Genomic DNA, 12,338 nt, shown 5'->3' with positions numbered 1-12,338 from the left:
ATGCCCGGCTCCGGCCCCGTTCCACCCGCCCCGAGCCCCCTCCCGAGCCACCCCGCCCCGATCGACCGCCCCACCAACCCGATCGGCCGGGACGGTCAGTCCGGCAGCGGCGGCAGTTCCGGCCGCTCCAGCCAGGCCTCGAAGAGCGGGCCGAGCGGGGCGGTGGTGTACCGGGCGGCGTGGGCGCGCAGGTCGTCGGTGGAGACCACGCCGTGCCGGTTGGCGCTCGTCCAGTCCCGCAGCATCGCGAAGAACGCGTCGTCGCCGAGCACCCGCCGCAGCGCGTGCACCACCAGTCCGCCGCGCTGGTACAGCCGGTCGTCGAACATCAGCTTCCGGCTCGGGTCGCCGAGCCGCAGGTCCTGCGGCAGCCCGGCCAGCAGCCGGTGCGCGGCGGCGGCGTGCACGGCCGCGCCCGGGCCGCCGGCGTGCTCGGACCAGAGCCACTCCGCGTACTTGGCGAAGCCCTCGTTGAGCCATATGTGCCGCCAGTCGGCGATCGTGACGCTGTTGCCGAACCACTGGTGGGCCAGCTCGTGGGCGATCAGCCGCTCGCGCTCCCAGCCGCCGCCGAGGTGGTTGGTGCCGAAGGTGGCGACGCCCTGCGCCTCCACCGGGACGTCCAGCTCCTCGTCGGCGACGACCACCGCGTACTCGCCGAACGGGTACGGGCCGAAGACCTCGCCGAAGTAGGCCGCCATCTCCGGCTGCCGGGCGAAGTCCCGGGCGAAGGCGGCGGTCAGCCGCTCCGGCACGTAGCCGGTCTGCGGCACCGCCGGGCGCACCGCCAGCGGCACCGGCCGGTAGTGCCCGATCGACACCGTCACCAGGTACGTCGGGGTGGGCGCGCTCTGCTCGTACACCCAGGTGGTGCTGGACGCCTTGGTGGTGCGGGTCAGCAGCCGGCCGCTCGCCACCACGGTGAACGGGGACGCCGTGGTGATCGCGATCTGGTACGTCGCCTTGTCGGCGGGCCGGTCGTTGCACGGGAACCAGGACGGCGCGCCGACCGGCTGGCTCGCCACCAGCGCGCCCTCCGTCAGCTCCTCCCAGCCCAGGCCGCCCCACGGGCTGCGCACCGGGCGCGGGTTGCCGGTGTAGTGCACCTCGACGGTGAACGCCGCGCCCGGCGCGAGCGCCTTGGCGGGGCGGATCCGCAGCTTGCCGCCGCGGTGGGTGTAGCGGGCGGCCCGGCCGTCGACCAGTACCCGGCTGATCCGGAACTCGGCCAGGTCGAGCGCGAACTCCGCCAGCGCCGCGTCCGCGACCGCGCTCAGCCGGGCCGAGCCGGCCAGCCGGTTGGGCCCGGGCTGGTAGTCCAGCGCCAGCTCGTAGCGGTGCACCCGGTAGCGGTGGTCGCCGCTGGTCGGGAAGTACGGGTCCGGGGCACCGGCGGCCGCGGGGACGTGCTTGGGCTTCACGGGGGCGTGCGCTTCCTGCGGGCCGGGACGGGGGGACGGGGAGGTGGTCACGGCGCGGTCTGCCACGCCTCGATCGGGTTGCCCAGCCACCGCGTGTCGGCGGGGACGGACTCGGCGCGCATCACCAGCGAGGCCGGGCCCAGCGTGCTGCGCGCGCCCACCGTGCTGCCGGGCAGCACGATGCCGCCCGGGCCCAGGGTGGCGCCCTCGCGGAGGACCACAGTATCCATCCGCATGATCCGGTCGTGGAAGAGGTGCGTCTGCACCACGCAGCCCCGGTTGATGGTGACCCCGTCACCCAGGGTGACCAGGTCCGCCTCGGGCAGCCAGTAGCTCTCGCACCAGACCCCGTGCCCGACGTGCGCGCCGAGCGAGCGCAGCCACAGGTTCAGCACCGGGGTGCCGGGCACCGCACCGACCAGCCACGGCACCGCCAGCATCTCCACGAAGGTGTCCGCCAGCTCGTTGCGCCACACGAAGCCGCTCCACAGCGGGTGCTCCACCGCCCGGAACCGCCCGACCAGCAGCCACTTGGCGGCCACCGCGACCACGCAGGCCAGCACACCGGCCGCCGGCAGCACCAGGCCCGACAGCAGCGCGGCGGTCAGCGGCGAGCCGGCCGCCAGCCAGCACAGCGCCGCCACGGTCAGCATGCCCAGCGCCCCCGAAGCCAGCACCGGCACCAGCCGGCCCACCTCGACCAGCCCGCGCGCCCACAGCAGCCGGGCCGGGGGCTCGTACGTCAGGCTCTGGTCGGCCTGGTCCGCCGAGCGCGGCAGCCGCATCGGCGGCATGCCCAGGTACGAGCCGCCCTTCTTCGCCTTCGCCGGCGTCGCGGACAGCACGCCCACCAGGCCGCGCTTGGGCACCGAGCGGCCCGGCGCGGTCATCCCCGAGTTCCCGAGGAACGCCCGCTCGCCGACCTTCGCCTCGCCGAGCCGCACCCAGCCGCCGCCCAGCTCGTACGGGGCGATCAGGGTGTCGTCGGCCAGGAACGCGCCGTCGCCGACCGTGGTCAGACTGGGCAGCGCCAGCACCGTGGACACCTCCGCGCCACGGCCGACCCGCATCCCGAGGGCGCGCAGCCACAGCGGCGTGACCAGCCCGGCGTAGAGCGGGAACAGCACCTCGCGGGCCCGGTCCATCAGCTGGGTGACGGTCCACGCCTGCCAGCCGACCCGGCCGTGCAGCGGGTGTGTCCCGGGGACCAGGGCGGTGCTCAGCAGCCGGACCAGCACCACCAGCTGCGCCGCGTACACCGCGCCGAACGCCAGCGTGGCGGGCAGCAGCCCGAGCAGCGCGCCGCCGAGCGCCGGGCCGAGGGCCGCGCCCTGGTCGACGAACCGGGACAGCACGGCCAGCGCGGCGAGCGCGGGTAGCACCGGGAGCAGGCTGAGCACGGCACCGCTGGCGCCGTACAGCGAGGCCCAGCCGGCCCGGCGGACCGGGCGCTCCTTGGGCCAGGCGCGCTCGGCGCGGCCCAGCTTGACGGCGGGCGCGCCGCCCCAGCGCTGGCCGGTCGGCACGTGGCCGGTGACGCTGGAGCCGGCCGCCACCTGGGCGCGCTTGCCGACCCGGGCACCGGGCAGCAGCGTCGAGCGGGTGCCGACCACGGCACCGGAACCGATCTTGACCTGGCCGATCAGCAGCCGGTCGCCGTCCAGCCAGTAGCCGCACAGGTCGACCTCGGCCTCGACCGCGCAGCCGCGGCCCAGCTTCAGCATCCCGGTGACGGGCGGCAGCGAGTGCAGGTCCACCTCGGGCGCGACCTTGGCGCCCAGCGCCCGGGCGTAGCGCACCAGCCAGGCGCCGGACAGCGAGTCCGCGCCGCTCAGCTCGGCGAGCCGCTCGGCGGTCCACAGCCGCAGGTGGACGGAGCCGCCGCGCGGGTGGCTGCCCGGGCGCAGGCCGCGCAGCAGCAGCCGGGCGCCGCCGGCCGCGATGGCCAGCCGCCCCGGCGGGGTGTACAGCGCGAGCGCGCCCGCGCCGACCCACCACCAGGAGGCGGTGGGCGCCCACGGGTAGTCGCCGAGGTGGGTGAGCAGGTTCCCGGCGGCCAGCAGGGCGACCGTCCAGCGCAGGCCGACCACGGTGAACAGTGGGATCAGCAGGAGCAGCTGGAGCAGCTTGGCCCTGGCCGGGACCAGGGCGATCGTCCTGGCCTCGGTGCTGTCGCCGGCGGTGCGCTCCAGGTGCCGGGCGAGCTTGCGCAGCGTCGGGTTCTGGTAGATGTCCAGTACGGCCGCGCTCGGGTAGCGGGTGCGCAGCAGGGTGGTCAGCCGGGCGGCGGCCAGGCTGCCGCCGCCGATCGCGAAGAAGTCGTCGCGCGGGCCGCCGACCTTGATGCCCAGGATCTCCGCCCACTGTTCGGCCAGCCAGGCCTCGGTGCCGTACAGCTCCTCGCTCGGGCCGGCGGTCTCCAGCTCGGGCAGCGGCCAGGGCAGGGCGTTGCGGTCGACCTTGCCGGAGGTCCTGGTGGGCAGGGTCTCGACGGTCGCCAGCAGCGGTACGAGGGCGGCGGGCAGCTCGGCGCGCAGCCGCTCGACGGCCAGCTCGCGGTCGAAGCCGTCCTGGACCACCAGGTAGCCGACCAGCAGCTGGTTGCCGCCGCGCGCGGTCCGCACCGCGGCCGCCGCGCCCGCCACGCCGGGCAGGGCCTGCAGGGCCGCGTCGACCTCGCCCAGCTCGATCCGGCGGCCGCCCAGCTTGATCTGCTCGTCGGTGCGGCCGAGGAACAGCAGGCCGGCCGGGTCGGCCTGGACCAGGTCGCCGCTGCGGTAGGCGCGCTCCCAGCCCAGCGAGGGCAGCGGGGCGTACTTCTCGGCGTCCTTCTCCGGGTCGAGGTAGCGGGCCAGGCCCACTCCGCCGATCACCAGCTGCCCGGTGCCGCCGGGGGCGACCGGCACACCGGCCTCGTCCACCACGGCGAGGTCCCAGCCGTCCAGCGGCAGGCCGATCCGCACCGGGCCGTCGCCGGTCAACAGGGCGGCGCAGGCGACCACGGTGGCCTCGGTGGGGCCGTAGGTGTTCCACACCTCGCGGCCCTCGGTGACCAGGCGCTGCACCAGCTCGGGCGGGCAGGCCTCGCCGCCGAAGATCAGCAGCCGCACCTCGTTGAGCGCCTCGGCCGGCCACAGCGCGGCCAGGGTCGGGACGGTGGAGACCACGGTGATCTCCTGCTCGGCCAGCCAGGGGCCGAGGTCGGCGCCGCTGCGCACCTGGGAGCGGGGGACCGGTACCAGGCAGGCGCCGTGCCGCCAGGCCAGCCACATCTCCTCGCAGGAGGCGTCGAAGGCCACCGAGAGGCCGGCCATCACCCGGTCGCCGGGGCCGATCGGCTCCTCCTGGAGGAAGAGCGCGGCCTCGGCGTCCACGAAGGCGGCGGCGTTGTGGTGGGTGACGGCCACGCCCTTGGGCTTGCCGGTCGACCCGGAGGTGAAGATGATCCAGGCGTCGTCGGCCGGGGTGGGGCGGCGCTCCAGCGCGGGCGCGCGCTCACCGGTGGTCGCCAGGCCGTGCCCGGCGCCGAGCACGGCGGCGACGGCGGCCTCGCCGAAGACCAGCTCGGCGCGCTCGTCCGGGTCCTCGGCGTCCACCGGGACGTAGGCGGCCCCGGCGGCGAGCACCGCGAGGATCGAGACGTAGAGGTCGTTGGTGCCGGAGGGGACGCGCACGCCGACCCGGTCGCCGGCGCCGATCCCGGCGGCGGCCAGCCGGCGGCGCAGCCGGTCGACCTCGGCGGCCAGCGCGCGGTAGCTGAGCACGGTGTGCCCGTCGTCCAGGGCGGGCTCGTCGGGGTGGGCGCGCACGGTGGCGTCCAGCACGTCGACCAGGGTGCGCGGGGTGGCGGCGGGGCGGCCGGGGAACAGGGCGAGCGCCTGCTCGGGCTGGGCGGGTGCGGCCTGCGGGGCCTGCGGGGCCTGCGGGGCCTGCGGGGCCTGCTCCTGCGCCGTCGGCTCCTGCGGGGCCGGTTCCTGTGCCGTCGGCTCCTGCGGGGCCGGTTCCTGTGCCGTCGGCTCCTGCGGGGCCGGTTCCTGTGCCGTCGATTCCTGCGCCGTCGGCTCCTGCGGTGGCGTGGCGTACTGCTCCGGGTGGCTCGGTTCAGCTGTCATGGCAGCCGTTCGCTCCTCGTCCTCGCCCCGTTCCGACCGATGCCCGGCCCCTGGGGCGGTGGGAACACCGCCTGACCGGGTGATCCCACTCCGGGGCCGGAGCGGACAACCCGACTGATGGTAGCCCCGGCACGGCGACCGGGCAGGACCGGAAACTCGGGCCAACTGGCGCCGGAACGGCCGAATCTGACAGTTCGTCAGCCAATAACTGAGCCTTCTTGTCATTGATGTGACGGGATGTCAGTCGAATTGACGGATCGTCAGGTCGATTTCTCGACCGTGATCCACGCCACAGCGAATGCTGCTCCCTTCGGGTGGCGGAAGCGGCGGGTCGGGCTCTTCCGGGCCGGAAACCCCGGGTTCGGGCCCGGCCCGCCACCGTGCCCGACGGTCAGCGGAACCGGTGCAGGTTCTCGCCGAGGAAGGCTTCCAGGGTACGCGGAGCGTGTCCGGCGAGGCGGAGGAAGGTGTCGTCCGGCGTCTCCTTGCGGACCACCGCGAGCTGCTGGATCTCCACCACGTGGGTGGCCAGCCAGTCCGGCATCCCGGCCCGGCCGACCAGGTGGGCGTGCAGCTCGGACGGGCTCAGGTCGAGGTAGCGGACCGGCCGGCCGAGCAGCTCGCCCAGCAGCGCGGCGAGCTCGGGGTGGCTGTAGGCCCGTCCGCCGGTGAGCGGATAGGTGCCGCCCGCCAGCTCGGGGCGGGTGAGCACCTCGGCGGCGGCCTCCCCGATGTCCCGGACGTCCACGTAGTTGCACCGTGCCTGCCCCATCGCGCCGTGCACCAGCCCGGCGGCGGCGATGCCGGGCGCCAGGAGCAGCAGCTTCTGCATGAACGCGTACGGCCGCAGGACGGTGGTGGTGATGCCGGAGGACCGCAGTCGCTCCTCGATCAGATGGTGGCCGCGGGAGACGGCGACGGGGGAGCCCGGCTCGGCGGCGGGTGCGGAGACCTTGACGACGTGCTCCACGCCGCAGTCGACCGCCGCCTCGATCGCGTTCAGCTCGTACCGGACCTGCTGGGGGCCGTTGGCCATGGTGAGGAAGAGGTGGTGCGCCCCGCGGAAGGCCGTACGCAGGGAGAGGGGGTCGGCGGCGTCGACCGGGAGGACGGTGGTCCGGGCGAGCGTGCGCTCGTCGAGGGTGGCGGCCAGCCGGGCGGGGTCGCGGCTGAGGGCGCGGCTCGGTGCGCCGAGGGCGGCGAGGCTGCGCAGGGTGGCGCCGCCGGTGGCGCCGGCGGCGCCCATGATGACGATCATGACGTCTGCCTTTCGGGTTGGGGCGTGGCGGGGAGTCGGTGCTGCGCGGCACGGGTCGGGCGGCTGCCGCGCCAGCGCCAGGTGGTGATGGTGGCGGCGATCGCCGAGGAGACCGGCAGGTCGATCGGCAGTCGCTTCGGCCACGGGCTGTCGGCGAGCGCCGGGAGCTGCGGCAGCCAGCGGGCGGCGGCGAGGCCGACCGCCAGGCCGAGCGCGGCGGTGGCCAGGCCGAGGGCGGCGGCCGCGAGCACGCGCGGGGTCCGGGCGGGCCGGGTGCGGACGGGGCGGCGGCGCAGCGTGGCGCCGAGGGTGGCGGCCACCAGTGCGGAGGTGCCGCCGATGGTGGTGAGCGCGGCGGCCACCAGCTGCGGCTGGCCGGTGACGGCTCCGCCGGCCCCGGCGGTGACGGCGGGCATGGCGTAGGCGACCAGGACCTCGCGCCACAGGACGAAGGGCGGGGGAGCGCCGGGGGCTTTCTTGCTCATGGGTCGGTTCTTCCTTTCGCTCGTGGGCAGTCGGGCCCGGCTGAGGCCGGCTGCGCCAGGCGTCATGGTTAGGTGCCTAAGCATGTGCTTGTACTTAGGTGCCTAACTATTGGGGCTGAAGGGAGGCGGGCCGCCGGATTGCGGCCCGCCCCGGGGTGGGTCAGTCCTCGGTGAGTGCGTCCATGCCCGCGACCACCCGGGCCAGTAGGTCCAGGAAGGTGCCGCGCTCCTCGACGGTCAGGCCTCCGACCAGTGCCTGCATCCGGGCGAAGTGCTCGGGTGCCAGCTCCCGCAGGCGGTCGGCGCCGCGCGCGGTGAGGATCACCACGTTGCCGCGGCCGTCCTCGGTGGACGGCCGCCGGGCCACCAGGCCCTCCCGCTCCAGGCCGTCGACCAGGCCGGTCACGGTCGCCCGGGAGACGCCCAGGCTCGCCGCGAGCTGGGAGGGGGACTTCTCTCCGCCGTGGTCCTCCAGGTCCGCCAGCAGTCGGTAGCGTCCGGTGGAGAGGCCGAAGCGGCCGAAGTGCACCTCGCCGGCCTGGCCGAGCCGGGCGCCCGCCGCCATCAGCCGGGTCGCGACCAGGATCGCCTGCGGATCGGCCGTGAGGCCGTAGCGGGCGATCTGGCGGCGCGCCTGGTCGAGGCTGGGGGCGGCCGAGCCGCTCTCGGGGTGCTGGGTCACGAGAAGTAATATGGCGCCTAACCTGATTCCCGGTCAAGTGCGGGCGCGGGCTCTTGCCTAGGCGGCACGGGGAGCGATCCGAGGCGGCGTCCAGTCGGCGTGCCGCAGGACGGTCCGGACCATCGCGCCGGGCGGGGTGAGCCGGATCGCGGCGTTGCGCAGGCCGACCGCCAGGGGGTGGGCGAGCTGCTGGCCCATCCGGCCGGCCCGGCGGGCGTCGCGGGCCACGGTCTGGCTGCGCGGGCGGCGGACCGCGTCGTACCGGGCGAGCGCGCCCTCGACCGTCCGGGTCTCGGTGAGCGCCGCCGCCAGGGTCACCGCGTCCTCCAGGGCCTGACAGGCGCCCTGGCCGAGGTGGGGCGTCATGGCGTGCGCCGCGTCGCCGAGCAGGGCGATCCGGCCCGAGACGTAGGACGGCAGCGGGGTGGCCAGCTCGTTGACGTCGTGGTGCAGGACCGCCTCCGGCCGGGTCGCGGCCAGCAGCGCGGGGATCGGCTCGTGCCAGCGCGCGAAGCGGCGGCGGACCTCGGTCAACGGGTCCGGGTAGCGGACCCCGGCCGGGGCGTTCAGGACCGCGTGCCACTCGGCGGTGCCGTCCGGGAAGGCGATGTGGCCGAACTCCGCGCCGTGGCCCCAGGTCAACTCGAAGTCCGCCTTCAGGCCGTCGATCGGGCGCTCGGTGATCGCGCGCAGCACCGTCGAGCCGCTGTAGGCCGGCCCGGGGTGGTCGGGGAAGAGGTGGCGCCGGAGGCGGCTGTTGATGCCGTCGGCCGCCACCAGGAGGTCGGCCTCCAGGTGGCCTGCCGCCAGGTGGCCCGGCTGTGGGCGGTTCGTCTTCGGGCGGCCCGCCTCCGGGGTGGCGCCACTGAGGTCGACCCGGACCCGGAACGGCTGGGTGGTGTCCACCCCGGCCACCTCGGCGCCGACGACGAGGGACTCGGCGGGCAGCGCCTCGCGCAGGACGCGGTGCAGGGCCGCGCGGGGGATCCCGACGATCGGGGCGCCCAGCTCGCGTTCCAGCGCCGCACCGTCCATGGCGGCGAGCCTGCGGCCGCCCGGGGTCCGGGTGCCGCCGGTGTACTGGCGGCGGGCGGCCGCCTCGACCGCCTCGCCGACTCCGAGGGCGGCGAGCGCGCGCATCCCGTTGGCGGCCAGGGAGATGCCGGCCCCGGCGTCGTCCAGGACGGCCGCCCGCTCGACCACGGTGACCGCCCACCCCGCCAGCCGGAGTCCGATCGCGGCCGCCAGTCCGCCGATTCCGCCCCCGACCACCACCGCGCTGTTGTTGCTCATGCCCGGTCCCTCCTGTGTCGCCTCGCTGCTTTCTACAGCTGTAGAAGGAGCGTACTACGGGGTCGTCGGCGGGCGAGCGGGGGTGCGTCGGGCTCGGCGGCCGGGGCCGGGGCCGGGGGCCGTGGGCCGGTCCGGCCCGAGGGGGTGCGCGACGGGCGCGGCGGGCCCGGTAGAAAGGGGGGATGCGGCGAAACGAGGACCAGAAGCGGGACGATGCGGGGCGGCCGGACCGGCGGACGGTGTTGGCCGACGCCGCGATCGGGGTGCTGGCGGACCTCGGCGTGCGCGGACTCACCCACCGGGCGGTCGACGCGGCGGCCGGGCTGCCGGTCGGAACCACCTCGGCCTACCTGCGGACCAGGCAGGCGCTGCTCACCGCGCTGGTGCGGCGGCTGGTGGAGCTGGACCAGGGCGAGCTGCACACCATGGGGGAGCGGGTGCCGGTCCGGTCGGAGGCGGAACTGGCCGACGGGATCGCCGAGTTGATGCGGCAAAGGTTGTCCGGCGACGGTCGGCGGCGCTCGCTCGCCCGGTACGCCTGCGCGGTGGAGAGCGTGCGCGACCCCGAACTGCGCGAGATCCTCGTCCCACGCGAGAACGCCGGGCGCGCCGCCGTCCGCGCCTTCCTCGCCGCCCGGGGCGTGGTCGACCCCGACGGGCGGACCGCCACGCTGCTGGCCTGCGTCGACGGCCTGGTCTTCGAGCACCTGGTGGGCGGCGGAGAGCCCGGTGCCGACGCGATCCAGGGGCTGGTGGCGGCCGCCCTGCGGGGAGCGCCCGCGAGCTGAGTGCCGGGCGGCACCGGCGCGGCTCGACCGCGAACTCCCGGACGGCCACACAAAAGTGGTGCTCCCGGGGGGCGGGGCGCGCGGGGAATCGCCCAGGGCGGCCCTGCCTGCCTGCCTTCGCCGAACCCGGACGGTCGACGGCCGATCGGTGACTCCGGATGACCAGGCATCAGGTCAATCAACCGTCAAGTTGGTTCATTCACAGAATGTTTCGTGATGTGTTGCCTCTCGATTAGATGAATTACGCCGCCCGCAGGTCTTCCCACGGAGATCTCCGGCTGACAGGCTGGGGCCGCCCTTTTCAGTACCGAGGAGGTTCCTTGTCCCGCATATCCACGTTGGCCGGAGCAGTCACCTGCGCCCTCGCACTTGTCACCGGCACCGCCGTCGCCGCGTCGGCCGCGCCCATCGACCAGGCCCCCGGCCTGGCCGAGGCGAAGGTCGACCCCGTCGCCTGGACGCCGTGCAACCCCGACCCGAGCAAGCCGGACCCCGGCATCTACGACTGCGCCGTCTACCCCGTGCCGCTGGACTACGACAACCCCTCGGGTGAGAAGGTCGGCATCGCCATGATGCGGCGGCGGGCGAGCGACCCGTCGAAGCGGATCGGTTCGCTGTTCCTCAACCCCGGTGGCCCGGGCGGCAGTGGCTACCTGTGGGCGACGACCACCCGCTTCGGCGCCGAGGTGCAGTCCAAGTTCGACCTGGTCGGCTTCGACCCGCGCGGCGTGGCCAGGAGCAACCCGCTCAAGTGCTTCAAGACCCAGGAGGACGCCGACGCGGTCAACAACCGCATGATCGGCGTGCCCGTCACCAAGGCCGAGATCAACGAGACGCTGGACGCGGACCAGGACTACAGCGACGCGTGCAGCAAGAACGCCGGCCCGCTGATCGAGCACATGTCGACCATCAACGTGGTGCGCGACCTCGACCGGATGCGCCGCGCCGTCGGTGACTCCCAGCTCACCTTCGCCGGGTTCTCCTACGGCACCCTGATCGGGTCGACGTACGCCAACATGTACCCGAACAAGGTCCGCGCGATCATCGTCGACGGCAACGTCGACCCGGACCTGCGCCTGCACAACGGCATGGAGTACGACCGCCAGCGGGCGAACGGCTTCGAGATCGCCCTGGACGAGTTCCTCAAGCGCTGCCAGGCCGCCGGCGCCCCGCGCTGCGCCTTCGGCGACGGCGACACCCGGGCCAAGTTCGACCAGCTCCGCGACCACCTGCGGACCAGCCCGATCACGCTGCCGGGCGGCTCCAAGGTGACGCTGAGCAGCTTCACCGGCGAGGTGGCCAGCGCCCTGTACTCGCAGGCCAAGCTGGCCCCGCTGGCCAAGTCGCTCCAGGCGACCTACCAGCAGTTCCAGAAGCCGGCCGCGGCCGCGCTGCTGGCCCCGCAGGCGAACGTCTCGGACGAGGACGCCAAGCTGCTCTCGGTGGAGGTCCCGCGGACGGCGCTGCGGGAGGCCCCGGTGGACTCCGAGTACACCGCGGACGACTCCTACCTGGCCGTCAACTGCCAGGACAAGCCGTACCCCTCCAACGACCGGGTGTTCGCGACCGCGGCCAAGGTGTGGGAGAAGGACATGCCGACCTTCGGCCGCTACCAGGCCTTCGACGCGCCGGCGTGCGCGAGTTGGCCGGCCCCGGCCCGGGACGCCGAGCGCTTCTCCGGCCCGTGGAACAAGAAGACCTCCAACACCGTGATGGTGATCGGCAACCTCTACGACCCGGCCACCCAGTACAAGTTCGCCCAGCGGATGCAGCAGGAGCTGGGCAACGCCGTGCTGGTCAGTGTCGACTCGATCGAGCACTGCGCCGTGGGCCGCAGCAAGGCGCTGAACCAGCTCGTCACCCGCTACCTGGTGGACGGCACCGCGCCGGCCGCCGGCCAGCTGCTGAAGCCGGACGCGGAGATCTTCCCGGCGGTCTGACGGAACGGCCCCCGGTGACCGTGGGGGCGGCTTGACGGTCGTGGTGGTCGGCGGTGCTGCCGGCCACCACGACCTTGCTTTTCCGGCGATTTCCCGGAACGCTTGGAAGGCCCGCAGAATGCGGTGGTGAATCGTCATCGAACCTCCGGCGGAGCGGATTCCCGTGAGTCGTCGATGACCGTAGCCCATGCCACTGACAATGGCGTTCCGCTGTGGTGTCGAAGGTCAAGACCGCGATTGACCAGTAGGAATGACGTTCAGTCGCACCGAATTTCCATCGATCCGGCCGGGTGTGGGGACGCACCCCGCATCCCCACACCTGTGCCTGTGGCCCCGTGACCCGCCGGGGCCGAACTGCC

The 12,338-nt window shown here is 74.5% G+C and carries 8 protein-coding genes; 2 read left to right on the top strand and 6 right to left on the bottom strand.

Annotated features, from left to right (window positions below):
• Positions 1–95 precede the first annotated feature (95 nt).
• The 6 genes from ACGF13_RS36150 to ACGF13_RS36125 form a co-directional block, all read right to left on the bottom strand.
• On the bottom strand, positions 96–1,421 hold the full coding sequence (locus tag ACGF13_RS36150) for a M1 family metallopeptidase (protein WP_392883495.1): 1,326 nt from the start codon (positions 1,419–1,421) through the stop codon (positions 96–98).
• Positions 1,422–1,468: 47 nt separating this feature from the next.
• Positions 1,469–5,533, bottom strand: a complete 4,065-nt coding sequence (locus tag ACGF13_RS36145) for a Pls/PosA family non-ribosomal peptide synthetase (protein ID WP_392883494.1) — start codon at positions 5,531–5,533, stop codon at positions 1,469–1,471.
• Between the two features lie 391 nt (positions 5,534–5,924).
• Positions 5,925–6,791 carry an NmrA family NAD(P)-binding protein gene (locus tag ACGF13_RS36140; protein WP_392883492.1) on the bottom strand — a complete coding sequence of 289 codons (867 nt, stop codon included), beginning with the start codon at positions 6,789–6,791 and terminating at the stop codon, positions 5,925–5,927.
• Positions 6,788–7,276 (bottom strand): hypothetical protein, encoded by a 489-nt coding sequence (locus ACGF13_RS36135; protein ID WP_392883490.1) that lies wholly within the window; start codon positions 7,274–7,276, stop codon positions 6,788–6,790. Before ACGF13_RS36135 ends, ACGF13_RS36140 begins: the two co-directional genes overlap by 4 nt.
• A 160-nt stretch (positions 7,277–7,436) precedes the next feature.
• The gene (locus ACGF13_RS36130; protein WP_392883489.1) at positions 7,437–7,958 is read right to left on the bottom strand and encodes a MarR family winged helix-turn-helix transcriptional regulator; all 522 of its coding nucleotides are present in this window, start codon (positions 7,956–7,958) and stop codon (positions 7,437–7,439) included.
• Between the two features lie 57 nt (positions 7,959–8,015).
• Entirely contained in the window at positions 8,016–9,251 is a 1,236-nt protein-coding gene (locus ACGF13_RS36125; RefSeq protein ID WP_392883487.1) for an FAD-dependent monooxygenase, read from the bottom strand.
• A 182-nt stretch (positions 9,252–9,433) separates the two neighbouring features.
• On the opposite strand from ACGF13_RS36125, the gene ACGF13_RS36120 reads away from it, so the two are divergent.
• On the top strand, positions 9,434–10,039 hold the full coding sequence (locus tag ACGF13_RS36120) for a TetR/AcrR family transcriptional regulator (RefSeq protein ID WP_392883486.1): 606 nt from the start codon (positions 9,434–9,436) through the stop codon (positions 10,037–10,039).
• Positions 10,040–10,359: 320 nt separating this feature from the next.
• A complete protein-coding gene (locus tag ACGF13_RS36115) occupies positions 10,360–11,979 on the top strand; it encodes an alpha/beta hydrolase (protein ID WP_392883485.1) in 1,620 nt (539 codons plus the stop codon).
• Positions 11,980–12,338 lie beyond the last annotated feature (359 nt).

The sequence above is a fragment of the Kitasatospora sp. NPDC048286 genome, from assembly GCF_043201735.1.
Taxonomy (GTDB): domain Bacteria; phylum Actinomycetota; class Actinomycetes; order Streptomycetales; family Streptomycetaceae; genus Kitasatospora.
Note: the sequence above shows the minus strand (reverse complement) of the source record. Positions and strands in the feature narration are given on the sequence as shown.

Excerpts from the sequence above, each read along its gene's own strand:
- ACGF13_RS36145 (WP_392883494.1), bottom strand. The coding sequence starts at position 5,533 with ATGACAGCTGAACCGAGCCACCCGGAGCAGTACGCCACGCCACCGCAG.
- ACGF13_RS36135 (WP_392883490.1), bottom strand. The coding sequence starts at position 7,276 with ATGAGCAAGAAAGCCCCCGGCGCTCCCCCGCCCTTCGTCCTGTGGCGC.
- ACGF13_RS36120 (WP_392883486.1), top strand. The coding sequence starts at position 9,434 with ATGCGGCGAAACGAGGACCAGAAGCGGGACGATGCGGGGCGGCCGGAC.
- ACGF13_RS36125 (WP_392883487.1), bottom strand. The coding sequence starts at position 9,251 with ATGAGCAACAACAGCGCGGTGGTGGTCGGGGGCGGAATCGGCGGACTG.
- ACGF13_RS36140 (WP_392883492.1), bottom strand. The coding sequence starts at position 6,791 with ATGATCGTCATCATGGGCGCCGCCGGCGCCACCGGCGGCGCCACCCTG.